General features: G+C 69.4%; 27 protein-coding genes and 4 tRNA genes. 14 read left to right on the top strand and 17 right to left on the bottom strand.

What is annotated here, in order from left to right:
* Positions 1–172: 172 nt before the first annotated feature.
* Together QMO76_RS22175 and QMO76_RS22170 are read left to right on the top strand one after the other, a co-directional pair.
* On the top strand, positions 173–667 hold the full coding sequence (locus tag QMO76_RS22175; RefSeq protein ID WP_306363248.1) for a GtrA family protein: 495 nt from the start codon (positions 173–175) through the stop codon (positions 665–667).
* 123 nt (positions 668–790) lie between these two features.
* Positions 791–2695 (top strand): glycosyltransferase, encoded by a 1905-nt coding sequence (locus QMO76_RS22170; protein WP_306363247.1) that lies wholly within the window; start codon positions 791–793, stop codon positions 2693–2695.
* Between the two features lie 245 nt (positions 2696–2940).
* On the opposite strand, the gene QMO76_RS22165 is transcribed toward QMO76_RS22170, so the two are convergent.
* Positions 2941–3531 (bottom strand): TetR/AcrR family transcriptional regulator, encoded by a 591-nt coding sequence (locus tag QMO76_RS22165; RefSeq protein ID WP_306363246.1) that lies wholly within the window; start codon positions 3529–3531, stop codon positions 2941–2943.
* A gap of 21 nt (positions 3532–3552) precedes the next feature.
* Here QMO76_RS22165 and QMO76_RS22160 point away from each other — a divergent pair, with 21 nt between their 5' ends.
* The gene (locus tag QMO76_RS22160; protein WP_306363245.1) at positions 3553–3930 is read left to right on the top strand and encodes a hypothetical protein; all 378 of its coding nucleotides are present in this window, start codon (positions 3553–3555) and stop codon (positions 3928–3930) included.
* A gap of 17 nt (positions 3931–3947) precedes the next feature.
* Here QMO76_RS22160 and QMO76_RS22155 read toward each other — a convergent pair whose 3' ends face one another.
* The 5 genes from QMO76_RS22155 to QMO76_RS22135 all read right to left on the bottom strand — a co-directional run bounded on the left by QMO76_RS22155 (position 3948) and on the right by QMO76_RS22135 (position 8525).
* On the bottom strand, positions 3948–4796 hold the full coding sequence (locus tag QMO76_RS22155) for an NAD(P)-dependent oxidoreductase (protein ID WP_306363244.1): 849 nt from the start codon (positions 4794–4796) through the stop codon (positions 3948–3950).
* Positions 4797–4988: 192 nt separating this feature from the next.
* Positions 4989–5915 carry a glycosyltransferase gene (locus QMO76_RS22150; RefSeq protein WP_306363243.1) on the bottom strand — a complete coding sequence of 309 codons (927 nt, stop codon included), beginning with the start codon at positions 5913–5915 and terminating at the stop codon, positions 4989–4991.
* Positions 5912–6757, bottom strand: coding sequence for an ABC transporter ATP-binding protein (locus tag QMO76_RS22145; protein WP_306363242.1), 846 nt, complete (start codon positions 6755–6757; stop codon positions 5912–5914). Before QMO76_RS22145 ends, QMO76_RS22150 begins: the two co-directional genes overlap by 4 nt.
* A 33-nt stretch (positions 6758–6790) precedes the next feature.
* On the bottom strand, positions 6791–7624 hold the full coding sequence (locus QMO76_RS22140; RefSeq protein WP_372342051.1) for an ABC transporter permease: 834 nt from the start codon (positions 7622–7624) through the stop codon (positions 6791–6793).
* A gap of 304 nt (positions 7625–7928) precedes the next feature.
* A complete protein-coding gene (locus QMO76_RS22135) occupies positions 7929–8525 on the bottom strand; it encodes a bacterial proteasome activator family protein (protein WP_306363240.1) in 597 nt (198 codons plus the stop codon).
* A gap of 110 nt (positions 8526–8635) precedes the next feature.
* Here QMO76_RS22135 and QMO76_RS22130 point away from each other — a divergent pair, with 110 nt between their 5' ends.
* Positions 8636–9841 (top strand): cysteine desulfurase-like protein, encoded by a 1206-nt coding sequence (locus QMO76_RS22130; RefSeq protein WP_306363239.1) that lies wholly within the window; start codon positions 8636–8638, stop codon positions 9839–9841.
* A gap of 31 nt (positions 9842–9872) precedes the next feature.
* Here QMO76_RS22130 and QMO76_RS22125 read toward each other — a convergent pair whose 3' ends face one another.
* Positions 9873–10874, bottom strand: coding sequence for an NAD(P)H-quinone oxidoreductase (locus tag QMO76_RS22125; RefSeq protein WP_306363238.1), 1002 nt, complete (start codon positions 10872–10874; stop codon positions 9873–9875).
* Positions 10875–11180: 306 nt separating this feature from the next.
* Between QMO76_RS22125 and QMO76_RS22120 the strand changes: the two genes are divergently transcribed.
* From QMO76_RS22120 to QMO76_RS22105, 4 genes are all read left to right on the top strand, one after another.
* The gene (locus tag QMO76_RS22120) at positions 11181–12356 is read left to right on the top strand and encodes an alpha-hydroxy-acid oxidizing protein (protein WP_306363237.1); all 1176 of its coding nucleotides are present in this window, start codon (positions 11181–11183) and stop codon (positions 12354–12356) included.
* 133 nt (positions 12357–12489) lie between these two features.
* Complete coding sequence (locus QMO76_RS22115) at positions 12490–12903, top strand: MarR family winged helix-turn-helix transcriptional regulator (protein WP_306363436.1); 414 nt, start codon at positions 12490–12492, stop codon at positions 12901–12903.
* A gap of 201 nt (positions 12904–13104) precedes the next feature.
* A tRNA-Ser gene (locus QMO76_RS22110) sits at positions 13105–13192 on the top strand.
* A 244-nt stretch (positions 13193–13436) separates the two neighbouring features.
* Positions 13437–14468, top strand: a complete 1032-nt coding sequence (locus QMO76_RS22105; protein ID WP_306363236.1) for an alpha/beta hydrolase family protein — start codon at positions 13437–13439, stop codon at positions 14466–14468.
* Positions 14469–14477: 9 nt separating this feature from the next.
* On the opposite strand, the gene QMO76_RS22100 is transcribed toward QMO76_RS22105, so the two are convergent.
* The 4 genes from QMO76_RS22100 to QMO76_RS22085 form a co-directional block, all read right to left on the bottom strand.
* Positions 14478–15212 carry a helix-turn-helix domain-containing protein gene (locus tag QMO76_RS22100; RefSeq protein ID WP_306363235.1) on the bottom strand — a complete coding sequence of 245 codons (735 nt, stop codon included), beginning with the start codon at positions 15210–15212 and terminating at the stop codon, positions 14478–14480.
* 244 nt (positions 15213–15456) lie between these two features.
* A tRNA-Arg gene (locus tag QMO76_RS22095) sits at positions 15457–15529 on the bottom strand.
* Between the two features lie 37 nt (positions 15530–15566).
* Positions 15567–15656, bottom strand: a tRNA-Ser gene (locus QMO76_RS22090).
* Positions 15657–15763: 107 nt separating this feature from the next.
* Positions 15764–16453, bottom strand: a complete 690-nt coding sequence (locus tag QMO76_RS22085; protein ID WP_306363234.1) for a dienelactone hydrolase family protein — start codon at positions 16451–16453, stop codon at positions 15764–15766.
* A gap of 64 nt (positions 16454–16517) precedes the next feature.
* Between QMO76_RS22085 and hisC the strand changes: the two genes are divergently transcribed.
* Positions 16518–17597 carry a histidinol-phosphate transaminase gene (hisC, locus tag QMO76_RS22080; RefSeq protein ID WP_306363233.1) on the top strand — a complete coding sequence of 360 codons (1080 nt, stop codon included), beginning with the start codon at positions 16518–16520 and terminating at the stop codon, positions 17595–17597.
* A 96-nt stretch (positions 17598–17693) separates the two neighbouring features.
* Here hisC and QMO76_RS22075 read toward each other — a convergent pair whose 3' ends face one another.
* The 4 genes from QMO76_RS22075 to QMO76_RS22060 form a co-directional block, all read right to left on the bottom strand.
* Complete coding sequence (locus QMO76_RS22075; RefSeq protein WP_306363232.1) at positions 17694–18422, bottom strand: maleylpyruvate isomerase family mycothiol-dependent enzyme; 729 nt, start codon at positions 18420–18422, stop codon at positions 17694–17696.
* A gap of 1 nt (position 18423) precedes the next feature.
* The gene (locus QMO76_RS22070) at positions 18424–19329 is read right to left on the bottom strand and encodes a DUF998 domain-containing protein (RefSeq protein WP_306363231.1); all 906 of its coding nucleotides are present in this window, start codon (positions 19327–19329) and stop codon (positions 18424–18426) included.
* A gap of 447 nt (positions 19330–19776) precedes the next feature.
* Positions 19777–20211, bottom strand: a complete 435-nt coding sequence (locus QMO76_RS22065; protein WP_306363230.1) for a very short patch repair endonuclease — start codon at positions 20209–20211, stop codon at positions 19777–19779.
* Between the two features lie 108 nt (positions 20212–20319).
* Positions 20320–21462, bottom strand: a complete 1143-nt coding sequence (locus QMO76_RS22060) for a DNA cytosine methyltransferase (RefSeq protein WP_306363435.1) — start codon at positions 21460–21462, stop codon at positions 20320–20322.
* Positions 21463–21781: 319 nt separating this feature from the next.
* Between QMO76_RS22060 and QMO76_RS22055 the strand changes: the two genes are divergently transcribed.
* Complete coding sequence (locus tag QMO76_RS22055) at positions 21782–22387, top strand: putative glycolipid-binding domain-containing protein (RefSeq protein WP_306363229.1); 606 nt, start codon at positions 21782–21784, stop codon at positions 22385–22387.
* On the opposite strand, the gene QMO76_RS22050 is transcribed toward QMO76_RS22055, so the two are convergent.
* Positions 22384–23334: a prephenate dehydrogenase gene (locus QMO76_RS22050; protein WP_306363228.1), complete on the bottom strand. Its 951-nt coding sequence runs from the start codon at positions 23332–23334 to the stop codon at positions 22384–22386. The two genes, QMO76_RS22055 and QMO76_RS22050, sit on opposite strands and share 4 nt — an antisense overlap.
* Positions 23335–23392: 58 nt before the next feature.
* Between QMO76_RS22050 and QMO76_RS22045 the strand changes: the two genes are divergently transcribed.
* The 4 genes from QMO76_RS22045 (at position 23393) to QMO76_RS22030 (ending at position 25429) form a co-directional block, all read left to right on the top strand.
* Positions 23393–23932 (top strand): tRNA adenosine deaminase-associated protein, encoded by a 540-nt coding sequence (locus tag QMO76_RS22045; protein ID WP_306363227.1) that lies wholly within the window; start codon positions 23393–23395, stop codon positions 23930–23932.
* 1 nt (position 23933) lies between these two features.
* Positions 23934–24419, top strand: a complete 486-nt coding sequence (locus QMO76_RS22040; protein ID WP_306363226.1) for a nucleoside deaminase — start codon at positions 23934–23936, stop codon at positions 24417–24419.
* 46 nt (positions 24420–24465) lie between these two features.
* Positions 24466–24553, top strand: a tRNA-Ser gene (locus QMO76_RS22035).
* A 51-nt stretch (positions 24554–24604) separates the two neighbouring features.
* Positions 24605–25429: a hypothetical protein gene (locus QMO76_RS22030; RefSeq protein WP_306363225.1), complete on the top strand. Its 825-nt coding sequence runs from the start codon at positions 24605–24607 to the stop codon at positions 25427–25429.
* Between the two features lie 74 nt (positions 25430–25503).
* On the opposite strand, the gene QMO76_RS22025 is transcribed toward QMO76_RS22030, so the two are convergent.
* Positions 25504–26468 (bottom strand): MMPL family transporter (locus QMO76_RS22025; protein ID WP_306363224.1); only part of this gene is annotated, 965 nt, incomplete at its 5' end.

Here is a 26468-nt window from a genome sequence, read left to right as displayed (position 1 = left end):
CCCCGGATATACCCGCACCCCGAACCCGCATGCGCCGCGTGTCGATCCCGACTCGCCGTCGGCGGCATGCGCACCGGGACCACCGGCGATGTCGTCGGCCCGGTCCGGCCGGCGGCGTGCGTCGGGTCCGCGACGGATCGCGGATCTCCGGTTCTGCGGTACCGTCGGCCCGGTGTCCACGAGTGAGCCCACGGTCACCGAGCCGGATCGGGGTGCGTCCATAACCGGCAAGGCGCGCGCGTTCCTGCGCAAAGGCGGGGCCTTCCTGGTGGTCGGCGCCATCGGATTCCTGGTCGACGCTGGCACCTACAACGTTCTCGTGTTCTGGGGCGGCGAGGGTCCGCTGTTCCACGCCCCGCTGCCCGCCAAGATCATCGCCATCGGCGTCGCCACGGTAGTCACCTATTTCGGCAACAAATGGTGGACCTATTCCGATCATCGGGGCGAGACCGGCACTCGCCACATCCTCATCTACGCCCTGCTCAATGTGATGGCCATCGGGCTGCAACTGAGCTGTTTGGGATTCTCCCGCTACGTGCTCGGACTCGACAGTCCGTTGGCGGACAACGTCTCCGGAACTCTGGTGGGCCAGGCGGTGGCCATGGGGTTCCGATTCTGGGCGTACGGGAAGTTCGTATTCACCGGCCCGCGTGACAATGACGGCTAGCGCGGGTTCACGGTGCTCGGCGGCGGACGCATTGATATTCTCGCCCCGCCGAGCGCGTTCGTGGAACTGCGTCCACGTCATGGTTGAGCCGGTTTCTGTGCTAAATCGAGGGATAAGGGATTCATGGTGGACCAGTCGGGTGGGCAGGCCGTGACCGAGATCAGCGATCGGGAGACCGCGGCCGCGCCGCAGGCCCTGCGGGCCGATCACGCCGCGCCGGAGCGGCTCGTGTTGGCGCGCGGCGTCTTCACCGGGCCCGCGCCGCGCATCAACGACGATCTGTACGCGGTGGTCAAGGGCGGCAAGGCGACCCGGGAACGATTCACGCTGCGGCTGCCCAAGGGCGCGAGCGCGCACACCAACACCTACTTCGGCCGCTTCGCCGCCAGCTACTGGCAGCGCTGGACCACGGTCACCGAGGTCGAGGCCGCCCTCACCCTGGAGGTGACGGGCAAGACGCTGGTCCGCCTGGCCGCCTCCGATATCGCCGGGCACCGCCGCGTGATCGCCACCACGGAGACCCGCGAGAGCGGCCGCGTCGCGCTGCGCGCCGCCCTGGACATGTATGTCGACGGCGGTGCCATCTGGCTGGAGATCGACGCCGTCGGCGGTGAGGTGCTGATCAGCGACCTGCAGTGGACCGCGCCCGCGCCCGAGCGGGTGCGCCCGGTCGCCGTCGCCATCTGCACCTTCAACCGGGCCGAGGACTGCGCGCACACGGTGGCGGCGCTGGCCTCGGATCCGACCGTGCTCGATGCCATCGACGCCGTCTACGTCGTCGACCAGGGCACCGACCTGGTGCAGGACCGTCCGCTGTTCCAGCAGACCCAGCCCAGGCTCGGCGACAAGCTGCGCTACATCCGGCAGCCGAATCTCGGTGGGGCGGGCGGCTTCACGCGCGGCCTCTACGAGGTGTCGGCCGCCAACGAGCACGCCGACGTCATCCTCATGGACGACGACATCCTGTGCGAGCCCGAAACGGTGCTGCGGCTCAACGCCTTCGCGAATGTGACCGTGGAACCCACGCTGGTCGGCGCGCAGATGCTGTTCCTCTACAACCCCGACTACCTGAACGTCGGTGCCGAGGAGACCGATCTCGGCAAGCTGCGCCACGGCCAGAAGGTGTCGAAGGCGCTGCGCAACACCAGCATGCTCAAGAAGCATCAGGAGCGCCGCGTGGATGCCGGGTACAACGCCTGGTGGACCTGCCTCATCCCGGCCGAGGTGGTGGCGCGCATCGGCCTGCCGGTGCCGATCTTCTTCCAGTGGGACGACGTCGAATACGGCCTGCGCGCCCGCGAGCACGGCTTCGTCACCGTCACCCTGCCGGGCGCCGCCGTCTGGCACGCGGACTTCTACTGGAAGGACTTCGACGACTGGGCGCGCTACTTCTCCTCGCGCAACTCCCTCATCGTCTCCTCGCTGCACGCCGACCTGGATCCCAAAGCTGTTACCCGGCAACTGCTCCGCGAGATCGGCGAGTACCTGGTCGGCATGCAGTACGGCTTGGCCCACACCACCCTGCAGGGCATCGAGGACTACCTGAAGGGGCCGGAGGCGCTGCACGACGGCGGCCAGGCCGCGCTCGCCGCGGCCCGCTCCTCGCGCGCCGACTACCCGGAGACCATCAAGCATTCGGCCGCCACCGCCCCGGTTCCCAACGCGCACATCGGTATCCGCCGCGCTGGCGGTGAACCGAGCCGTCCCCTGCTGATCCTGTTCAAGCGCGCCATCACCCAGTGGACCGGCCGCACCCAGCCCGGACTGGTCGGCGTCACCCGCGAGGACGCGCACTGGTGGCACATCTCGCTGTTCGACCACGTGGTGGTCACCGACGCCTCGCAGTCCGGCGTGCGAATCCGCAAGCGGGACAAGGCCACCGCCCGTCGCCTGTTGCTGCGCGCCATCCGGGTGCTGCGGCAGCTTCGTCGTGAACTGCCCGACATGCAGCGCCGTTACCGCGCCGCCATGCCGGAACTCACCAGCCGCCGGAACTGGGAGCGCCTCTACGGCATCGACGGCGAGTGACGCGGCTCCGATTCCCGGCAGTGCCGAAAGCAAAGCGGCCGTGCCCGAACAGGCACGGCCGCTTCGTTTTTCGCGGGACCGCCCCCACAGCGGTCCGGCGACGCTTCGACTCTTCGAATCTGCCACGCCCGCCGCGAACCTTCAACCGCATTTCGCGGACGACCGCCGATTCCGCGGAGACGGTCACCGGTTTCGCCGGTCGTTGTGCACACTGCCGTTAGCCCTTCCCCGGGCCACCGTCACGCTCAACGCGCGGCGGTGAGCAATGCGCGGGTGGCCGACGGCAGATCGGTTTCGAGCCAGTCGGGCAGGCCGTCGGCGTGGGCGTGCCTGCGAATGGCGGCGTAGGGCAGGTCGACGATGGCGCGGGCCACCGCGTCGAGTTCGCGGGGGCCGTCGCTGCCGTAGATGCCGTGGGCGATGCGGTGCAGGTGCTCGATGAGCGGTTCGTTCATGGTGTCGAGGCGGTCGCCGAACGCGGTGTCGGGAGCGCCGTCGAGCAGGTCGCTGGGTCGCACTTCGAGTAGCAGGCGGGCATCGTCGAGGGACTCGCGGCCGAAGGCGACGGAGGCGGCGCACATGGCGACCGCCGCTTCGATCGGATCGTCCACGTCGGCGGCTTCGAGCACCCGGGTCTGGAAGCGCTCCAGCGCGCGGATCCACGCGGCGGTGAGAACCCCGTTTCTATTGCCGAAGCGGTGGTAGAGGGTGCCCACGGGCGCGCCGCTGGCCTCGGCGATGGCGGCCACCGAGGCCGCGCGCGGGCCGTCACGCAGCACGAGCGCGCGAGCTGCGTCGAGGATCACGTCGGTGTCGTGCTTCCGGGGAGGTGCCATGAACTAGTACAGTCCTTTTATATGGAGCGCTTGCCCTATATTGATCAGCATTCCAGGATAGTCGCCGCCGATCGTGCGCGAACATGGGCGGCCCTGCTGCGCTCGAGCGGTGGCGACCCCGACGATCTCAGCACACTGCCGCACGGATTCGTGCTCGACGAGGCCGACCCGCCCCGGCGTTTGACGCTCACCGGCGCGAATCGGATCACCCGCTACGGCATCACCTGGCGGCTGGAGGCGGTGGACACGCACCGCACCCGGCTCACCGCCGAGAGCCGGGCCGAATTCCACGGCGTCATCGGAAAGATCTACCGCGCCCTGGTCGTCGGGACCGGCGCACACGCCTTCGTCGTGCGACGACTGCTGCGTCGCACCGCGGCCGCGGCCGCCGAGTCATGACACCCGAGCGATGTCGTTCACAGGAACAGATCGGTGGTCAACGGCCCGTCGCCCGGCACCACGCGGTACTTGTCCAGATCCGTGATCCCGTGTGCCGCCAGCACCTCGTCGTCGATGAAGAAATTGCCGGTGGTGTCCTTGGCGGGTGAGGTGAGTACCAGATAGGCCGCGTCGGCGTAGATGTCCGGGGTGCGGGAGGTGGCGATCATCTGTTCCCCGCCGAGCAGATTCTTCACCGCCGCGGTGGCGATGGTGGTGCGCGGCCACAGCGAGTTCACCCCGATGCCGTATTTGCGCAGCTCCTCGGCCAAACCCAGCGTGGTGAGCGACATGCCGTACTTGGCGATGGTGTAGCCGAGCGAGCCGCCCGCCCACTTCGGGTCCAGGTTGAGCGGTGGGGACAGGGTGAGGATGTGCGGGTCGCGGCCCGCCTCGGCGGAATCCTTCAGCGCCGGGATGCACAGTTTGGAGAGCAGGAAACTGCCCCGGCAGTTGATGTCCTGCATGAGGTCGTACTTCTTCATGGGCAGCACCTCGGTGGGCGACAGGTCGATGGCCGAGGCATTGTTGACCACCATGTCGATGCCGCCGAAGCGCTGCGTGGTGAGCTGGACCGCCTCGGCCACCGCCTCGTCGTCGCGCACGTCGCCCACGAACTTGAGTACCTGCCCGCCCGCGTGCTCCAGCTCCGCCGCCGCGGTGTGGATGGTGCCCGGCAGCTTCGGGTGCGGCGTATCGGTCTTGGCGATGAGCGTGATGTTCGCCCCGTCCGCCGCCGCCCGCCGGGCGATCTCCAGCCCGATCCCGCGGCTGCCACCCGACATGATCATGGTCTTGCCGGCCAGCGGCTTCGCAGCGTCCGTCATGGGTACCACTCCTGTTCGTCTGCCTTCGCCCCGCTTCCGATCATCCGCGCGTCGGCACGCGAACGGGGTGAAAACCTGCCGAATCGGACACTAAGCCACCGTCGGACTATATGCAACTAGGTGCATAGTGGTGCCAGCGGAGAGAACCCGCAGGCCGACAGCGGCCCCGGGCGTACCGCTCAGCGTGCCCCGCTATTTCTCCGGTGTCGGCTTGTGGAACTGTTCGCGGCGGCCCAGCCGCTGCAACCGCAGCCACTCCATGAGCCCGGCCGGATCCTTCTGCTGAATCAGGAAGAACCACCCGAACCGCGCCACCTCCTGCGGCAGCAGCTTGCGCATACCCGGCTGCGACATCAGATAGCCGCGATTGCGGTAGGTGAAGAACCGCTTCACCGGATCGTCCGGATACTGGGTGTGCATGCGCCCGCCGAGAATCGGCTTGAACTCCGCCGACCCGTTGGGGTGCAGATAGGCGGTCTGCAAGCAGGTGCCGAACGGCAGGCCCGAGCGCACCAGCCGCCGATGCACCTCCACCTCGTCGCCACGCACGAACAACCGCAGATCCGGCACGCCGATCACATCCACGGCCTCCGCGGAGACCAGCGCGCCGTTGAACAGCGAGGCGATGCCCGGCAGGAAGTCCTCGTCACCGAGCTCGGAGCGCAGCCGCCGCCACACCAGGCCGCGGCGCAGCGGGAACGCCAGCCGATCCGGCTCGTCGATATCGGCCACCACCGGCGACACCTCGACCAGATTGTGGCGCTCGGCGCAGTCGAACAGCGTCTCGAGCACCTCCGGACCCTCGGGCCGCCCGTCGTCGTCGGCCAGCCACACCCAGTCCGCGCCCATGGTGAGCGCATGCAGAATGCCGAGCGCGAAACCGCCCGCACCGCCCAGATTGTGTTCCGAGCCCAGGTAGGTGGTCTCGATGGGCTGCTCCCGCACCAGCTCGCCGACCTCGGGTTCGTTGCCGTTGTCCACCACGATCAGGTGATCGATGGGACGGGTCTGCGCGCTCAGCACCTTCAAGGATTCGGCGAGCAGCTCGCGGCGTTTGTGGGTGACCACCACCGCGATGATCCTGGCACCGTCGTAGATCGGCGAATGCTGATCGGTCATGCGGAATTTCGCTCCATCTCACGCTCGCGTTGCAGCTCACGCAGCACATGCGCCACATGATCCCCGGCTTCGTCGCCCTCGTAGGCGCGCACCACTTCTTCGATTCCGCCGTGCATCCGAACATGCCCGTGGTCGATCCACAATGCCGAATCGCACAACTGGGCAAGAAATTCGTTCGAATGACTGGCGAATACCAGGATGCCCGAACGTGAAACGAGTTCTTGGAGGCGCACCCGCGCCTTCTTCATGAATTCCGCGTCGACCGCGCCGATACCCTCGTCCAGCAGCAGGATTTCCGGGTCGATGGAGGTGACCACACCCATCGCCAAGCGCACCCGCATACCGGTGGAGTAGGTGCGCAGCGGCATCTCCAAATAGTCACCCAGCTCGGTGAATTCGGCGATCTCGTCGATCTTGGCGAGCATCTGCTTGCGGGTCTGCCCGAGGAACAGGCCGCGAATGATGATGTTGTCGTACCCGGAGATCTCCGGATCCATGCCCACGCCGAGATCGAAGACCGGCGCGACGCGGCCGCGAATGCGCGCACTGCCGCGACTCGGTTCGTAGATGCCCGAAAGCAGCCGCAGCAGCGTCGATTTGCCCGCGCCGTTGTGGCCGACCAGGCCGACCTTGTCGCCCTCCTTCAAGGAGAGCGAGATGTCGCGCAGCGCCTCCACGACCACCACATCGGACTGGTTGCGCCCGATCGCGCCGCCCGCCTTGCCCAGGAACGCCTTCTTCAGCGACCGCGACTTGGCGTCGAAGATCGGGAACTCCACCCACGCGTTCCGGGTCTCGATGCTCACCTGCTCCGGCTCATCCGAGCCCCGGCCGCCGCTCATGGAATCACTACTCGATGCTGTCATCATCGGCCTTCACACCCAGTACGGGACGCGGGAACGGAATTGCTTCATAGCCAGTATCGCCGCCGCCCAGCCGAGGACGGTGATGGCCGCCACCACGATCCAGCTGCGCAGATAGATCGGGTCGCCCAGCAGCGGGGCGCGCACGATCTCCAGGTAGTGATACGTCGGCACCAACTCGACCAGTTTCGCGCGCTCGCTCACCGCGCCACCCTGATCGTGCAGCGCCTTGGTGGTCCACATGACCGGGGTGAGCACGAACAGCATGAGCGTGGTGCTGCCGAGGATCGGCGCGATATCGCGATAGCGGGTGCTGAAGATGCCGAAGAAGATGGTCACCCACATGGCGTTCAGGAACAGCATCACGATCCCCGGAATCGCCAGCAGGACGGTCCATTCCAGATTCCGCCACACGCCGAACAACACCAGCATCAGGATGTAGATGCCGGCGTTGTGGATGAAGAACAGGAACTGCCGCCACACCAGGCGGTACACGTGCACGCTCAACGCCGAGGGCAGCTGCTTGATCAGTCCCTCGTTGGCGATGAACACATCCGAGCCCTCGAGGATGCTGGCCGAGATCACACCCCACACGATGAGGCCGACCGTCACATAGGGCAGATACTCGCGCAGCGGCTGATCCAGCAGGGTGGAGTAGAGAATGCCCATGGCCGCCGCCTGCAGGCCGGTGGCGATGGTGATCCAGAACGGCCCCAGCACCGATCTGCGGTAGCGCTGCTTGATGTCCTGCCAACCCAGCGACAGCCACAATTCGCGCTGGGAGAAGCCCCCGCGGAAGTCCTTGAATGCACGGCGGAACGACTGGGAGTCCGACACTAGCGGCACCGGGGAGTCGGCGGCGGGCGCCTCGAGCGTCGCCGAGTCGGTGGGAGCAGCAGCTGGCACAGCACCCGACTGTACCGCCTCCCCGAATCTTCAGCGGACGGCTGTCAGCCGTTGGGGGATGTGCATCCGTGCCTGCGTTGCGAGCCGGATCCATTGTGGGCGTACCCGGGGAGTTACCCGCATCTTGCGAGATCGGTTGTTGCGTTCGGCGGTCGGGGGGTGTTTCTGGATTCTGGGTTGGGAGCGCTGGCGCTCCCAACCTGCGATGTGCTTCGGTCAGAGATCTTCGGTCAGAGATCTTCGGTCAGAGGTACTGCCCGCTGCCGCCGGTGACGCCGCCGCCGGGGTGGCGGGGGTCGGCGGTGTGGGTGCCCGGGGGGAGTTGGCGCATTTGCTCGAGTTGGGCTCGGGCGGCCATCTGCTGGGCGAAGAGGGCGGTTTGGATGCCGTGGAACAGGCCTTCCAGCCAGCCGACCAGTTGGGCCTGGGCGATGCGGAGCTCGGCGTCCGAGGGGACCGTCTCGTCGCTGAAGGGGAGGGCGAGGCGTTCCAACTCGTCGCGCAGCTCCGGGGCGAGGCCCTGCTCGAGCTCCTGGATGGAGGTGCGGTGGATCTCGGCCAGGCGGGTGCGGCTGGCGTCGTCCAACGGCGCGTGGCGGACCTCCTCGAGTAGCTGTTTGATCATGGTGCCGATGCGCATGACCTTCGCCGGCTGCTCGACCATATCCGCGAGCGACTCTTCTTTTTCGTCGGATTCGTCTGGTTTGTCGTCGCCCATCACATCGCCGGTGAGCGCTTCGTCGCCGGTCGAACCCGATTGCGCGCTCGCCGGAATGATCAACGGTCGGCCCTCGGGACCAATCACGACAATGGAATCCGGTGTCCCGTCCGATTGCGTCATAATCCCTATCCTGCCGTCTCCCGGTCGAACGCGCTAAGGCACCCGCCGACGGGAGTCGAACACAGCAACACGGTTACGCCGGTCTGGCAACTGCCTTTAGAGTGGCCTGCATGACTTACGACGTCGCAAGGGTGCGGGGCCTCATACCGTCCCTGGGCGACGGCTGGATCCATTTCGACCCGCAAGCCGGCATGCTGGTCCCGGATTCGGTATCGCGGGCCGTATCAACAGGTTTCCGGACCTCCGCCTTCTCGCACACCAACCGGCACGGCGCGGCCAAGCGCAGCGCCGCCATCCTGGAGGCCGCCCGCGAGGCCGTCGCGGACCTGGTGGGCGGCGATCCGGCGGGCGTGGTGCTCGGCCCGGACCGGGCGGTGCTGCTGGCCTGGCTGGCCGAGTCGCTGAGTTCCCGGCTGGGGCTGGGCACCGGGATCGTGCTGTCGCGTCTGGACGACGAGGCCAATGTCGCGCCGTGGCTGCGGATCGCCAATCGGTACGGCGCGCACGTGCGCTGGGCGGAAGTGGAGATCGAGACCTGTGAGATGCCCGCGTGGCAGTTCGAGGAACTGATCGGACCCACCGCCCGCCTGGTCGCTCTGACCGCGGCGTCACCGATCGTGGGCTCGGCCCCGGCGGTGCGGGTGGCGGCGGACCGGGTGCACGAGGTGGGCGGCCTGCTGGTGGCCGACTGCTTCGGCGCGGCCCCGTACGCGCTCATCGACATCGACGAACTGAATGCCGACGTCGTCGCGCTGAGCGCCCCGGCCTGGGGCGGCCCGCAGATCGGCGCGCTGGTGTTCCGCGACCCGGCCTTCCTGGACCGCATCCCCTCCATGTCGCTCAACCCCTACGCCAAGGGCGCGGAACGGCTGGAGGTCGGCGGCCACCAGTACGCCCTGCTCGCCGGGCTGACGACCTCCATCGACTACCTGGCCAGCCTGGACGAGCGCGCCACCGGCACCCGCCGCGAACGCCTGGAGATGTCGATCACCTCCCTGCAGGACTACCACGACCAGCTCTTCGAGCACCTCATGGAAACCCTGGACACCGTCCCCAACCTCACCGTCATCGGCCGCGCCTCCACCCGCATTCCCACGGTGTCGTTCACCATCGCGGGCATGCAGGCCGAGAAGGTCTCGGCCAAGCTGGCCGACGCCCGCATCGGCACCCTGAGCGGATCACACGGCGGCAGCCGCCTGCTCGACGCCCTCGGCGTGAACGACGAGGGCGGCGCGGTCACCATCGGCCTGGCCCCGTACACCACCAGATTCGAGATCGACCAGCTAGGTCGCGCGCTCGCGGCGCTCGACACCTAGCGGCGGCATGTCCGGCCGCGGCGATTACACCTCAGCCGCGGTGACCCTCGCCGATGGCGAGGATGACCTTGCCGACCGTTTTGTCGGAGTCCAATAGTCGGTGGGCCTCGCCGGCCTCGGTCACCGGCAGTTCGGCGTGCACGACCGGCGTCACGGTGCCCGCGGCGACCAGGGGCCAGAGGTGCCGCCGCAGTTCGGCGATGATCTCGGCCTTGGAGCCGCGCCCGGTGGCGGGGCGGCGGCGCAGGTTGGTGGCGTGAACGGTGCCGCGCTTGCCCAGCAGTGCACCCAGGTTCAGTTCGGCTTTCACCCCGCCCTGCATGCCGATGACGACCAGCTGCCCGTCCTCGGCCAGAGCGTCGATATTGCGGGACAGATAGGACGCGCCCATCACATCGAGAATGATGTCCGCGCCGGCGCCCTCCGCTCGCAGCGCCTCGACGAAATCCTGCTCCCGGTAATTGATCAGAATGCTCGCACCCAATTCCGCGCAGGCGTCCAGTTTCAATCGCGAACCGGCGGTCACCGCCACGCGCGCCCCGCGGCTCACCGCCACCTGGATGGCATGGGTCCCGATGCCGCTGCCGCCGCCGTGAATCAGCAGCAACTGTCCGGCGTGCAGCCCGGCCCGCATCACCAGATTCGACCACACCGTGGCCGCGACCTCCGGCAGCGCCGCCGCCGCGGCCAGATCCATCTCCTCCGGCACCGGCAACACCTGTGTCGCGGGCACCACCACGCGTTCGGCGTAGCCGCCACCGGAGAGCAGTGCGCACACCCGGTCGCCGGGGCGCGGATCCCGCACTCCCGCACCGACTTCCGCGACCACCCCGGAGCACTCCAGCCCGATGATCTCGCTGGCTCCCGGCGGCGGCGGGTAGAACCCCTGCCGCTGGAGCAGATCCGCGCGGTTGACCCCGGCCGCCACCACCTCGATCGCCACCTCGCCCGGCCCCGGCGCGGGCGGGTCTGGAACCTCCGCCCACCGCATGACCTCGGGGCCGCCGAATTCGTCCAGAGTCACCGCGTACATACCAGCGAGCCTACGACGCCAACGGATTCCCATACAGCGCTCGGGCGGCGCACAGCATTCTGTCAGCTTCCACCGGCAGGCTGGGAGCCGCAGCTCGAGAAAGGAGTTCCCATGGTGGGATTCGTCGTGACGCTGGCCATGTTCGGGATGCTGCTCATGATGGCCGTGTCCGCCCCGCTGGCCGGTACCTCGTCGCGCGCCCTGGTGCGGGTGCGCCGCCGTTGATCCTGCGGCCGGAGAACCGAATTTCCGCAAGGTTCTCCGACGTCGACGCATGGTGTGTGCCAAACCACTAGCGTCTCGTGAATGAGCAGTTTCGTCGACTTCCAGTTCGAGATCTACTTTCAAGGCCTCGGCGGTACCGTCCCCGCACTACCGATGTCCGCGGCCGGACTGGAAGCACGCGCCCGGGAGGTTCTCGACCCCGCGGCCTTCGCCTATGTGGCGGGCAGCGCCGCGGCGGAACGCACCGCCGCGGCCAATCTCGCCGCCTTCGACAAGTACCGGCTGCTGCCGCGCATGCTGCGCGGGGCCACCGGTCCCGGTGTCCGCGACCTGTCGGTGGAGGTGCTCGGCACCCGCTTCGCCGCACCGGTGCTGACCGCGCCGATCGGCGTGCTCGGACTGCTGCACGAACGAGGTGAGACCGTGGTCGCCGACGTGACCCGGGAGCTCGGCATCGGCATGGTGCTGTCCACCGCCGCCTCCTCCACCATCGAGGAGGTGGGCGAGCGGGCGGGCGACTGGTGGTACCAGCTGTACTGGCCGAACGACCCCGAGCTGGCCCGCTCCTTCGTCGAACGCGCCGAGAAGGCCGGAGCCAAGGCCATCGTGGTCACCGTCGACACCCCCTCGCTCGGGTGGCGGCCGCGCGACCTCGAGCACGGGCATCTGCCGTTCCTGCACGGCAAGGGCATCGCCAACTACCTGTCCGATCCGGTCTTCCGGGCCCGGCTCGCCGCCGCGCCCGAGGAGGGCGAGGAGGCCATGCGCAATGCCATCCTCACCTGGGCCGGACTCTTCGGCAATCACGCCCTGCGGCCCGCCGACATCGGCCACCTGCGCGAATGGACCGAACTGCCGATCGCGGTGAAGGGCGTGCTGCACCCCGACGACGCCCGCCAGTGCGTGGACGCCGGAGCCGACGGCGTGATCGTCAGCAATCACGGCGGCCGCCAGGTGGACGGCGCGGTCGCGGCGCTGGACGCGCTGCCGACCATTGTCGCCACCGTCGGCGACCGGGCCGATGTGCTCTTCGACTCCGGAATCCGCACCGGCTCCGATGTCATGGTCGCGCTGGCGCTGGGCGCGAAGGCCGTGCTGCACGGTCGGCCGTGGGCGTACGGCCTGGGGATCGCGGGAGCCGACGGCGTCCGCCACGCGCTGCGCTGCCTGCTCGCGGATTTCGATGCGGCCATGGGGCTTTCGGGCTGCACGTCGGTCGGCGACCTGTCCCGCACCATGATCTCCTCCTTCCGCTGAGACCATGCGCTCGGCAGCACCGAGACCGGCCGGAGCGCCGGAATACAATGAGCCGGTGGTCGACGGTTCCGGGGGTCGCGTGGCCGAACCGAGGTGGCTCACCCCGGCGCAACAGCGCGCCTGGCGGGCCTACATGGAGGGCTCGCAGCGGCTCATGGCCGAACTCAACCGGCAGTTGCTGGCCGACAGCCGACTGTCCCTGGCCGATTACCGCATCCTGGTGAAACTGTCCGAGGCGCCCGGCCGCGCCATGCGCATGAGCGACCTGGCCGACGGCGTGCTCTCCTCCCGCAGTCGTCTCACCCACCAGATCCGCCGCATGGAAGCCCAGCGCATGGTGCGCCGCACCTCCGCCGAGGAGGACGGCCGCGGCGTCCGCGCCCACCTCACCGAGGAGGGCATGCGCCGCCTCCGCGCCGCCGCCCCCGGCCACGTCGACGCCGTCCACCGCGACTTCATCGACCTCCTCACCCCCCAACAACTGGAAGCCGTAGCCGCCGCGTTCACCCTCATCGGCCGCGCCCTCGACAACCGACCACCCCCGTAACCCCGCCGATCGGGCCGCCCCCGCCCGCCTCTCAGATCAACGCTCAGGGCTTCGCGGCGCGTCTCGGTTCTGGACCGACCGGAGCGGAGGAGCGAAGCGGGGGAGCGGAGGGAGGGAAGAACCGAGACCTCCAGCGCCGCGAAGCCAGCCCGCAGCGCAGCGGAGGGCAGTCGAACACAGCACTGCTAATATCGGAGCCCTGGAAGCGTGGCAGAGCGGCCGAATGCACTCGCCTTGAAAGCGAGCGTCGTGAGAGCGACCGGGGGTTCAAATCCCTCCGCTTCCGCCAGGTCCGGGCAGGTCGAAACCAGTTCTCGAAACTGGTGACGACCGCCGGTCGGTCGGCTGTCCGGACCTCTCGCTTTCCCGGCTGTCGCGTGTTCTCAGCGAAAGCCCCTCAGCCGCTTCCGGATTCGTGCCACAAGCGGACCGCCGTAATCCCGTGTGCCAATCGGTCGGGTTGTGTGCGGACTCACGACACGATCTGGGTCGCGTCATGCTTGCTCCAGGATTCCTCTGGCAAACTGGCGAACGTGCCCCGCCACCAGTGGTGTCGTCTCGTCGGCGCGATCGTCTGCGCCACACTGATACTCGGTGCGGCGTCTCCGGCCGTCGCCCGTCCGCCCGCGGATTCCGGTTCGGCGGAAGGCAATTCGACCGTCCCGGAGGTCTCCGTCGCCGCGCCCGCCATCGAACGGGTGGAGCACATCGACGACCGCTTCCACACGGTCTTCGTCCGCTCCCCGGCCATGGGGCGCGTCGTCTCCGTCCAGGTGCTGCTGCCCGCCGACCGGAGCCGACCCCGCCCCACCCTCTACATGCTCGACGGCCGCAGCGCCGCCGAGGACGTGAACAACTGGACCGCCCGGGGCGGCGCGCTCGAGTTCTTCGCCGACAAGCCGGTGAACGTGGTCTTCACCCTCGGCGGCGCGTCCAGCTACTACACCGACTGGAAGCGCCCCGATCCGCATCTCGGCGTCAACCGGTGGGAAACCTTCCTCATCCGCGAACTGCCGCCCCTGATCGACGCCCACTTCGACGGCACCGGCCGCCACGCCGTCCAGGGCGTCTCCATGGGCGCGGAGGCCGCCATGATGCTGGCCGTGCGCAGCCCCGGCCACTTCTCCGCCATTGCCGCCCACAGCGGCTGCTACGCGGTCAGCTCCGACTACGGCCGCGCCCAGGCACAGGCCGTCGTCACCACCGACGGCGGCGACACCGCCAACATGTTCGGCGCGGAGGACGACCCCCAGTGGGCCGCCCACGACGTCTACGCCCACGCGGAAGCCCTGCGCGGCACCGGCATCTACCTCTCCGCCGGCATCGGCCTCCCCGGCCCGCACGACCTCCCCGGCACCGAGGAATACCCCGACTCCATCCTCTTCGGCGGCCCCCTGGAAGCCGGCGCCTACGCCTGCACCCTCCAACTCATCGACCGCCTCAGCCAACTCGGCATCCCCATCACCGCCAACCTCCGCCCCACCGGCACCCACTCCTGGCCGTACTGGCGCGACGAACTCCCGCGCGCCTGGCCCACCCTCGCCAAGGGCCTCGGCCTCGGTTGACCGCCGTGGTCAGCGCGTGCCGTCGCGCACCGGCACGAGCCGGTAGGTGACCCATGAGCTGAACGGGAAGTGCGGTTTGTCGATCTTGATGCGCAGTGTCCGGATCTCTCCGGTGGCGGGCGACGCGACGGGCAGTTCGGGGCGTGCCGTCACCGGATCGGGTGGCTCGGTTGTCCACATGCGTTCGAAGTCCGGATGTGCGCTGCAGCGGTCGACGAGCTCGGTGATCGCGGTCTCCGGCACCGAGATCGGCCCCATGACGCGCAGCCCGTAGGCGAAGCCGTGCGCCAGCTGCTCCCAGGTCGGCAGCACCTCACTCGCCAGCGGTTCGGTGAACAGCCAGGTGAGCAGATTCGCTGTGGGCTCCGCCCCTGGAAAGGTCTCGGCCCATGCGGAATTGGCGCCGAGGACATCGCCCTCGGGAAGAGTGAGGTAGGCGGCCGGATACGGCAGATCCTCCAGGTCGGCGATGGCATCGGCATCCGGCCGACTCGGTGACGGCCCCAGGATGCGGGTGAGCGTCCCCGGATACAGGGCGGCGATGATCCGCTCGCGATAGAGGTAGGCGATGGCGAGCGCGTCGAACAGCGCCCCCACGAACTCCAGACTCGGTACCAGCCGCCCGGCCTCGACCTTCTCGATCGAGGACTTCGACCACCCGGTCGTCCGCGCCAGCTGCGCCTGCGTCATCCCCAGCGCCTTCCGCCGGGTCCGCACGAACTCGGCCAACCGCCCTCTGGACATCGAACTTCCACTCTCCTGTAGCCCAACTCACAACGCCCCGGCATGAAGTCGCACCCGTACTGCGACTCCGGCACGTTGACACCACCGCCCCCGGAAACCAGGCTCTATCCGGAGCTCGATCGAGCCCGCGCGCCGGGGGTCGGTGCCCCGGAGGGGAGCGCACCGACCCTCGTTCGAGCCGCCCGAACCATCACCCGGAAACACGAAAACCCCCACAGCCATTGGCAGCGGGGGTCTTTCACTGCGCGCCCGGAGAGACTCGAACTCCCAACCTTCTGATCCGTAGTCAGATGCTCTATCCGTTGAGCTACGGGCGCAGGACTATTCATTTGTGGGCGCCCGGCGAACCGGGCTTGGCGGAGGCGAGAGGATTTGAACCTCCGGTCCCCGTGAAGGGACAACTCATTAGCAGTGAGTCCCATTCGGCCGCTCTGGCACGCCTCCTGGACGCCTTCTTGCGAGGCCGCCGGTCCTTTCGAACCGCCGGGGACAAAGGTTACACAGCAGCCGACCAAGACGCAAAACGGCTGGTCAGGCGAATGAACCGCGGGTCAGCGGAGGTGGCTGTCGAACCAGTCGAAGATGCGGGTCTGGGCGTCGACGACCGCGGCGTCGTCGAAGGCGTCGCGGTCGAAGCCGGGGTGGTCGGGGCGGTGGTGCAGGCCGGGGTAGCTGACCACCAGGGTGGCGACGGCGGCGCGGGCGGCGGCGTCGCGCAGTTGTTCCACGTGCTCGGGCGGGGTGACGGGGTCGTCCTCGCCGTAGAGACCGAGCCAGGGGGCCTTCAGTTTCGGTGCGGCGTGGACGAGGGCGTCGGCCTGCGGCGTCAGCGGGCTGTCGATGCCGGGGGCGGCGATGCTCACGGCCGCGCCGATCGGCCGACTGGTCGCCACCAGCAGGGCCGCGGTGCCGGCGGAGTCGAAGCCGAGTACGCCGACGCAGTCGCGGAAGACGCCGTGCCCGATCAGCCAGTCGAAGCAGGCGTCGAAGTCGGCGAACAGGTCGTCGCCGAAGACCTTGTCGGCCTGCGCGCCATTGGTGCGATGGAACAGGTCCGGGGCCAGCACCGTCCAGCCCTCGTCGGCCAGCGACCGCATCATGTCCAGCAATGGATCGGTGAACTCACGTGATTCGTGCAGCACCACGATGCCGCCCCGCGCGTGACCATCCGGTTCGATCACGGTGACGGGGACCCTGGTGGCGTCGTGCACAGGGGCCAGATCTCGGTAAACGCCCGACATAAAGCCAGGGTAGTGAAGGTAGGTAAAGTTCCGGATAAATCCTGGGCCGACATAGGGTGGAGGCGTGAGCGCGCACATTCGTCCGGACCTCGACGCCATCCCCGCGTACGTCGCGGGCCGCAGCCTGCCCGGTGTGGTGAAACTGGCCAGCAACGAGACCACCTTCCCGCCGCTGCCGTCGGTCGCCAAGGCCATCGCCGAGGCCGCCGAACAGGTCAACCGGTACCCGGATATCACCGCCACCGAACTGCGCACCGCCGTCGCCGAATTCCACGGGGTCGGCATCGAGAACGTCGCGGTCGGCTGCGGCAGCGTGGCGCTGTGCCAGGAGATCATCCAGATCACCTGCGGTGAGCACACCGACGAGGTGGTGTTCGCGTGGCGGTCCTTCGAGGCGTACCCGATCGTCACCCGCATCGCCGGGGCGCGCGCCGTCCAGGTGCCGCTGGATCACGACTTCGCGCACGATCTCGACGCTCTCGCCGCCGCCGTCACCCCGAATACGCGGGCGGTGTTCGTGTGCAACCCCAACAATCCGACCGGGACCGCGCACGGCAGCGCCGCCATCGAACGCTTCCTCGACACCATCCCGGACACCGTGCTGGTGGTCTTGGACGAGGCGTACTACGAATACCTGCGCTTCCCCGCCGATCAGCATCCCGACGGCGTCGAACTCGGCCGCACCCGCCCGAATGTGCTTGTGCTGCGCACCTTCTCCAAGGCTTACGGGCTCGCGGGCCTGCGCGTCGGCTACGCCGTGGGCGATCCGGCCGTGATCACCGCCCTGATGAAGGTGCGCGTCCCGTTCAGCGTCAACCGGCTCGCCCAGGCCGCCGCCATCGCCTCGCTGGACGCCCGCCACGAACTCCTGGAGCGCACCGACGCCGTGATCGCCGAACGCGAGCGCATGCGCACCGCCCTGGCAGCCGCGGGCTACCGGGTGGCCGACAGTCACGCCAACTTCCTCTGGCTCCCGCTCGGTGACCGCAGCGTCGAATACGGTGATGCCAGCGCCGCGGCGGGCGTCCTCGTCCGCCCCTACGGCACCGACGGCGTCCGCGTCACCGCCGGTGATCCGCACGAGAACGACCAGTTCCTGGCCTTCGCCACCCACGCCGACACCATCGCCCGCTTCCTGGACTGACCCCGCCCGCGCGGGTGCGGGACTCGTCAGGCGCGGCCTTCGATCCCGAGTGCTGACCGGTTGTCCCACGCCTGAGGCGGTGCGGGACAACGGGGTTCACTTCCAGGCGGTCAGATCGGGCAGGTCGCCCTTCAGGTCCGAGCCGTCGGAGCGGCCGATCAGCCAGGTGGCGAGAGCCGTTGCCGTGCCGGTGATCTCGGTGACGGCGGCGGAGCCGATGGTGGCGGTGTAACCGGTATCCGTTGCGGTGACGGTGAATCCGGGGGCGTCGGGATCCGCGGTGCGGGCGCGGTCGGCGAGCGCCTCGGCGAGCAGGCGGGTGGTGAACGAGGCGGGCCAGTCGGCGGGGGAGTAGGCCACCGCCAGATCCACATGGTGGATCTCCACCTCGAGCAGACGCATCCACACGATGCGGGTGGCCGGGATCTCGGTGCCCTGGCGGTTGCGGACCGAGGTGGCCCAGCGGTCCTCGGGCAGCACCCGGGCCAGGTCCAGCCAGCGGTCGGAGGCGGCCCGCAGATCGTCGAGCTGCTCGCGGAGCGGGCGCGGCGCACCGGCCTCGATATCGGCGTCGCGCAGGTACGCGCTCGCGTACTGCGGGGTCTCGATGCCGGTGCGGGCCCACAGCAGCAGGTTGACCAGACTGTCCGCATTGCGGGACAGATGGGCCAGCACATGGCCGCGGGTCCAGCCGGGCAGGAGCGAGGGTTCCACCAGATCGGCGTCGCGCAGGTCGGCGACGGTGGTGAGCAGGCGTTCGGTCGCGGTGGCGACAGTGTCGAGCTGCGTGGGGATCGCGGTGAATTCCGGTGCGTCGCTGGTCACATCATCCGACCATACCCACGGGCGGGGTGGCGTGCCGGTTCGCCGCCGCTACCTGCGCGCCCAGCGCCATCAGCCACAGCGACATCGCCCCCACCTGCACGCGCTGTGCGATCCCGAGCCCGTGATCGCCCGGCAGATTGTCCGCGATGAGCAGCCACGCCGTGGCCACCGACCCGATGACCAGAACCCACAGCCCCGCATGCCGCACGATCGGCCACCGCCGGTACCGGAACGCCGCCACCGCGAACGCCAGCATGGCGATGAAGATCGAGAACACCGCCAGCGTGCTGGTCAGCGCATGCACCTGATGCAGCTGTGGAAACAGCGGACTCTCCCCGGCGGGCACCTCGGCCGCCGGATCCAGCGGCGCCAGCGCATCGGCTATGGTGGCCGCCCCGAAACAGCCCAGGGCGACCCAGCCGACGGTGGTGTACCCGCGCCGCGGGAACAGCAGCAGCCCGCCGCCCGCGGCGACCACCAGCATGGCCCCGGTCAGAGTGTCCGCCGTGGTGAAGACGCCGCGAAACGGCGCCCCGCGCTCGGCGAGCTGGCTGAGGAACGAGGTGAACGGATCGATCCCCACCGGCAGGACGAACTCCAGCACCCACGACGAATAGCTGGCCCCCGCCAACACGATGAGCACCGCGAGCCCCCACCGCAGCATCCGCCGAAAGCGCGACTCCGGCGGATACTCGCGCCCGCCCGAGCCACGCTCACCCGCGCTCGCGCTCGCGCCCGTGCCCGTGCCTACGTTCGTGCCGCCCGTGCCGCCCGCGCCCGCGCCTGTGCCGCCCGAGCTCGTGCCGCCCGCGCCCGAGTTCGTGCCGCCCGCGCCCGAGTTCGTGCCGCCCGCGCCCGCGCCCGTGCCGCCCGCGTTCTCGCCCCGCTCATTCTCGGGAGGCGTCATCGCCACTCGCTTCCGCCGCAGCACCGCCCTTCGCACGCGAACCGCCACCGTGCGGGCGGCTCGGCATCACGCACCCCAGACCGGACCGTTCGGCCGGTATCCGACATTCTCGCCCATCCACCCGCCATACCCGCCGCGCCGCGCGGGCCGTATGTACACCCCGTCGCCGCCCGCCCCGTCGTCCCACAACGGCATACCCGAGTAAGTCCTCGCCTCCGGGCATCGAGCGCGGCCCAGGGTTGCGGCCCGGCACGAGTGCGTCGACCACCGCCCGATTCAGCCGGTCACCGCGCTCGACCGGCTTCGTGAACACGCGACCGTCGCGGTGGACGACGCCACCGTGCGGGTGATGGACCGTTTCCGCCCGTTGAGCTCCCCCGTTCGCCGAGCCGCCCGACCCGCCTGCGCCGCCGGTGCCGCGCTAGCCGCCACGTCCCGTGCGCCCCCTCACCCCGTGCGCCCCAACGCCTTACACACCGTCTCCGCCGCAGTCTCGACCCGCTCGTGCTCCCACACCCGAACGACCGTCCACCCCGCCGCTCGCAGCCGGGCGTCGGTGTCGCGGTCGCGCGCCACATTCCCCGCCAACTTCTCGGCCCACCATTCGGCATTGTTCTTGGGAAACGTCGCGTGTTCGGGGCAGCTGTGCCAGAAGCAGCCGTCCACGTACACCGCCACCTTGCGGCGCGGGAAGACGATGTCGGCCCGTCGCCGCAACCCCCGCATCGGTGCCCGGTCCACGAAGAACCGCGCCCCGCGCCGATGCAGTTCCCGCCGCAGCGCGATCTCCGGCGCGGTACCGGCCCGCCGCTGTCGCGCCATCCGCGCACTCGTCGCGGCGTCCGTCCGCGGCCGCCCCGCCGCTCGCGACCCCTCGCTCATCCCACCTCCCGCATCGACCCCCATCCTCCCGCCAGAGGGCGAGCGCCGCGAGGGGGAACCTGTGGCGGCATCGCCCGAGCGAACGCCGCCACCGATTCCCCCTCGGCGCTACGCCGCTTCGCTGGGGCGGCCGCCCATGCGGTCGAGGTGGTTTTCGACGTCGGCGATGAAGCCGGGCGGGAAGCGCAGCGAGCCCATGCGGGTGCGGCGGAGGAAACCGGCGGTGGCGCGGGCCGACAGCAGGCTGGAGTCGTCGAGGAACCAGCGGAGGTCCTCGTAGGGGGCGTGCACGGGCCAGGTGGAGACCGGTACCCGGTACACGCTGCCCGCGTGGCCCCAGGCGGCGGTGGGCCAGCGCCGGCCGGTCGGCAGGGGTTCGCCGGGGATGGCGTCGGCGGCGGGGGCGGACAGGCATTCGCCGACCCACGACGCCATCCGCACCGCCACGGCATTGCCGACCAGCTTCCAGCGGTGGCCCTTGCGCACGGTGGGCACCGACAGCGCGGGGGCGGTCCAGTCGCGGTCGAAACCCTGGAGACGTTCGGCATCGGTGATGCCCGGGGTGACGATCTCGCCGGAGGGCAGCCGCACCGCGGGCGGGCTCGCGATACCCAGTGCGGAACCGCCTTTCAAGGTCGGCACCGCATTGACGGCCCAGCCCAGCCCGCGCGTGCCCTCGGTCCAGTAGAAGCCGCACGGATCGTGATCGGCGGAGCCGACCACCCGCTCACCGGCATCGGTCCCGAACAGCACCGGCCGCGGATCCTCGGTGCGGGAGGCCAGCATCAGCACCCGTTCGCGCCGCTGCGGCAGCCCGAACGCCCGCGCGTCCACCACCCGGTACGCCCACAGGTAGCCGAGCTCCTCCAGCGCGGTGGTGATGTGCCGCATGGCCGCCCCGCCGCCCAGTTGCAGCATGAACGGCACGTTCTCGATGAGCAGCCAGCGCGGCCCGCGTTTGCGCCGCACCAGCCGGAACACCTCGTCCACCAAACCCGAACGGGAGCCGGTGATTCCGGCGGTGCGCCCGGCCTGTGACAGGTCCTGGCAGGGGAATCCGGCGGCCACCAGCTCGGTTCCGGCGGGCAGGGCGCGCAGCCGGGTCACATCGGAGTGCACGGGCACATCCGGGAAGTGCGCGCTCAGCACCGCCTGCGCGCCCTGGTCGATTTCGCACAGCAGTTCACTGCGCCAACCGTGCGCGGCGAGCCCGAGCTCGAGTCCGCCGATACCGGCGAACAGGCCCACCATCCGCGCCACAGCTGTCCTTTCACCCCGGTCCCGATCTGCCGTCAGAACGTTACTCGAGTGGCGGCGAACCGGCGGTGATCCACACCCTGCCCTGCGACCGGCACGGCCACCGCGCTCGACAACACGCCGACGGAATTCCGTCACGCCGCACGGCCTGTCGCGCATGTCGCGCGGGGGGACAGCTGTCACCCGCCACGGGAACGGCTGCTGCCGAGTCCGGTGGCCGCGCACGGCGGTGCAACCCGGACACGCCGTGCGAACTCGCTGGGGGCTGCCGTGTGTTCGCCGGGCGAACGGGGCGTGGACGTACGGTAGATGCGTGACGACGGACAGCAACGGCGAGGAAATCCGGGCCGGGGGCGCCCGGTGGCCCGCGATCCTCACCTGGCGGGCGCACAACGGGTCGCGGATGGAGTCGGTACGGGTGGTGCTGAACGGCAACCGGATTCGCGCGGCGGGCCGCATCATCGCCGGTGCGACCGCGGAGAGCGAGGCGTTCAGCGCCTCCTACGACCTGGTCACCGACGAGAACGGGGTGACCAAGCGCCTGTCCCTGCGCAGCACCGTCGCGGCGGGGGAGCGGCACGCCTCCATCGCCCGCGACGAGGAGAACTACTGGCTCATCGACGCGGGCGCCACGCACGTGCGCTCCACCTTCGGCGGCGCGCTCGATGTCGACATGGTGCTGAGCCCGTTCTTCAATACGCTGCCGATTCGCCGCTACGGCCTGGCGCACACCTCCGAGGACATTCAGGTTCCGGTGGTCTACGTACGCCTGCCGGACCTGCTGGTGCAGGAGGCGAGCGTCACATACAGCTCGGGTCCGGACGGCATCCACGTGCTGTCACCGGTCTCCAGCGCCACGGTCACCGTCGACGCCGACGGTTTCCTGCTCGACTATCCGGGGCTGGCCGAGCGGATCTAGGCGAGGTGTTCGATGACGCCGCCGCGGCGTCCGGCCTCGGCCAGCTTCGCCAGCCAGTCGTGGTCGCCGGGGCGGATGCCCTCGATCGCCCACCGCCGGAAGGTGTCGTAGTCGTTGCGCGCATCGTGTCCGGCCTCGGTGAGCTGGGCGAGGGAGTCGGTGTCGCGCAGGCTGTCCCGGGCGGCGGTGAGCACCCGCAGGGTGTCGTCGAGCACCTCGAGCAGCGCGTCGGCATTGGGCTCGCAGATGGCGCGGACCAGTGCGGGCGCGGTGGCGGCCACCCGGGTGCCGTCGCGGAAAGAACCGGCGGCCAGCCCGAGCGCCAGCGCGCCGCCGCCCGCGCCCTGGATGGCGAGGGCTTCGGCCAGCACGTGCGGCAAGTGCGAGATGCGGGCGACGGCGCTGTCGTGTTCGGCCGAGAGCACCGGCACGACCACGGACCCGCAGTCCAGGGCCAGCCGCGCCACCCGGGTCCATGGGTCGGCGTGCACGCCCGGATCGACGCTGATCGCCCAGGCCGCCCCCTTGAACAGGTCGGGAGAGGATGCGGCCCAGCCGGATTCACTGGTCCCGGCCATGGGGTGCCCGCCGACGAAGCGTGCGCCCAGTTCGTGCCGGTGCACGGCGTCGAGCACGGGCTTCTTCACACTGGTCACATCGGTGAGCGGACACGCGGGCGCGAAGCTGCGCACGTCCGAGAGCACGGTGTCGAGGGCGGGCTGCGGCACGCCGATCACGATCAGCGCGTCGCGGTCCGCGGCCCGGCCCAGTACGGCCCCGATGTCGGCGCTCACGTCGAAGCCGTCGGCGCGCGCGGCTCGCACACCCGGCTCCGACCGGTTGAATCCCCACGCTTCGTACCCCGCGGCGACGGCGGCACGCAGCACCGAACCGCCGATCAATCCCGTCCCGAGGACACAGACAGCTGGTTTCCGATCGCCCGTCATGGCACCAGATTCGCATACGACTTCAACATTTCCCCCGAAGCGGACTACCGTTGCGCCCATGGCAGCACAGCGCTCGAGCACGAATAGGGCGACGTCGGACGAATACGACGACGTGGAAGGGTTCGCAGTGGCGGTTGTCCGCGAAGAGGCCACCTGGAAGGTCACGCCGTTGACTCAGGCGGCGCTCTCCAGTCTGGCCGAGGCCGAGCGAGAATTGCGCGAGTTGCGCAGTTCCGGCGCGGTATTCGGCCTGCTCGACGTAGACGACGAATTCTTCATCGTCCTGCGTCCAGCACCGACCGGCAGCCGCCTGCTGCTGTCGGACGCCACCGCCGCCATCGACTACGACATCGCCGCCGAGGTGTTGGAGGCGCTGAATGTCGAGATCCCGGATATCGATCCGGACGAACTCGACGATATCGAGCCGTGGGAGGAGGGCGACCTCGGTGTCCTGGCCGACCTCGGACTGCCGGAACCGGTGCTGAGCGTCATCCTCGCCGAAACCGACCTCTACCCCGACGAGCAGCTCGGCATGATCGCCCAGCGCCTCGGTTTCGCGGGCGAGTTCTCGGCGGTCCTGGACAAGCTGCCCCGCTGAAATGAGCGCGGCCGGATCTCGCGGTGCCGCCGGGCGGGCCGACGAGTCGCTCATCCGCGCGGCGATCGCGGCCGCGGCGGCGGCCGATCCGCGTGACGTTCCGGTGGGTGCGGTGGTCTTCGACGCCTCGGGTCGTGAGCTGGCGCGCGCCGCCAATGCCCGCGAGGCCCTCGGCGACCCCACCGCGCATGCCGAGGTGCTGGCCCTGCGCCGGGCCGCCGCCGTGCACGGCGACGGCTGGCGGCTGGAAGGCTGCACCCTCGCGGTGACCCTGGAGCCCTGCACCATGTGCGCGGGCGCGCTCACCCTCGCCCGCATCGGCCGCCTGGTCTTCGGTGCCTGGGAACCCAAAACCGGTGCGGTCGGCTCGCTGTGGGACGTCGTACGTGACCGACGTCTCAATCATCGTCCCGAGGTCCGCGGCGGCGTCCTCGAATCCGATTGCGCCGCACTACTGGACACCTTCTTCCACGCCCAGCGCCCCTGAGTAGGCGATTTCGGTTTCCGCGGGGTCGTCCGGTAAAGTCACCAGCGGTGGCGTGTCCGAGCGGCCTAAGGAGCACGCCTCGAAAGCGTGTGAGGGGTAACCCCCCTCCGAGGGTTCAAATCCCTCCGCCACCGCTTCCGCCCCTCACCTGCTCGCGCAGGTGAGGGGCTTTTTGCTGTCAGCGGATGAGCAGCCGCGCCACCGTCTCCGGGTGGTACGCGAATCCGGCGTGGCTGGTGTCGAGGGTGTCGACCTCGAACCGGTTGCCGGGTGTCGCCGGTCATCGCGGCCAGGGACTCGTCGGGTTGCAGGGCGTTGAGGAAGGCGAGGAATTCCTGCTCGCTGCGGTCCGCCATCAGGGCGGCGTGCAGGCGCCGGAGCTGGTCCCGGCCCGCGCCCCGGTAGTTCGCTCGCCCCACTCCGAGTTCCTGCACGTCGCCGATGTTCAGGTCGCCGAGCTCGGGCAGCAGGCTCCCGGCGAACTCGGGCTCGGACATGTACTCGATGGGGTTGCGCAAGCTGGTGCAGGCCCATGCGGAGATGTACACGATCCGGTCGAGCAGATCCGGTACCTGGTTGGCGACCACGCTCACGCTGGTGCCGCCGAGGCTGGCGCCGACCAGTACGACCGGCCCGTGCTCGCGCACCCGCTCGACCACGGTCCGCACGGCGGCGGCATTGTCCTCGAGGGTGACCGCCGCGAGTGTGGACGGTTCCTTCGCGAGCAGAGCACGACCAATTGCGATCGGTCGCGCGCACCGAGCGCGCCCAGCGGACCCGCGCTCATCGCCGCCGCGGTCTCGGTGCGCTATCGGCTCGCCCGCAAGTGGCTCGCCGCCTCGCTGGTAGCCCTGGTCAGCGGCCAGTTCCTGCTGTCGGTGGCGGCAACGGAATTCCAGCTAGGTCAGTACCTGCGCCTGACCGCGGCCGGGCTGTCCGCGTTGTTCGCGATCCTCGCGGCCCTGGAATGTCATCGGGCGTGGACGCTGGCCGCCGCCGACCGCGGATGACCGAATGCGGTGTCCCCGAAAACAACTCGCCCCCCATCCGATGGATGAGGGGCGAGTCTCGTCGATGAGCGGCGTCAGACGCCCGCCGGGTCCTTCTCCAGCGCGACCGCGTCGTTCCGCGACTTGTTCTCCCGCATGGCGGTGAGCTTCGCGCCCTCCACGTCGATATCGGGGAGGATGCGGTCCAGCCACTTCGGTATCCACCAGGCGTAGGGGCCCATGAGGACCAGCAGCGCCGGGATCACGATCATGCGGACGATGAAGGCGTCGAAGAAGACGCCCGCCGCCAGGGCGAAGCCCATGGACTTGGCCACCACGTTCTCCTGGAGCATGAACGCGCCGAAGACGGAGATCATGATGACCGCCGCCGAGGTCACGACGCGGGCGCCGTGGTGGTAGCCGCTGATCATGGCGTTCCTGGAGGACTTGCCGTGCACGTACTCCTCGCGCATGCGGGTCACCAGGAATACCTGGTAGTCCATGGCCAGGCCGAATACCAGGCCGATCAGCATGATCGGCAGGAAGCTGACCAGCGGATGGCCCTCGAACAGCCCGAACGCGCCCTCCTGGAAGATCAGCACGGTCGCGCCGAAGGTGGCCGCCATGGACAGCAGGAAGCCGAGCGCGGCGGTCAGCGGCACCAGGATGGACCGGAACACCAGTACCAGCAGCAGGAACGCGGCCCCGGCCACCAGCGACAGGTACGGCACGACCGCCTTCAGCAGTGCCGCCGACACATCCGCGTAGATGGCGGTGGTGCCGGTGATGCCGTACTCCATGCCGTACTTGTCCTTGAACTCGGACTCGGCGTCGCGGGCGTGCTCGACCAGGTCCTTGGTGGTCTGGTCGTTCGGTCCGGCGTCGGGGACGCCGGTGAACAGCGCCGCGTTGCCGTTCTCGCTCGGCATGGTGGCGGTCAGGTAGTCCATGCCCTCGTAGCCCGCCAGCCGCTCCCGCAGGTCGGTGACCGCGGCCTCGCGCTGGTCCTGCGGCACGTCGGTGAGGTCCACCGCCACCATGAGGGTGCCGTTGGAGCCCT

The sequence above is a fragment of the Nocardia sp. CC227C genome (assembly GCF_030767025.1).
In the GTDB taxonomy this organism is placed as follows: domain Bacteria; phylum Actinomycetota; class Actinomycetes; order Mycobacteriales; family Mycobacteriaceae; genus Nocardia.
This window is presented reverse-complemented; position numbering and strand designations above follow the sequence as displayed.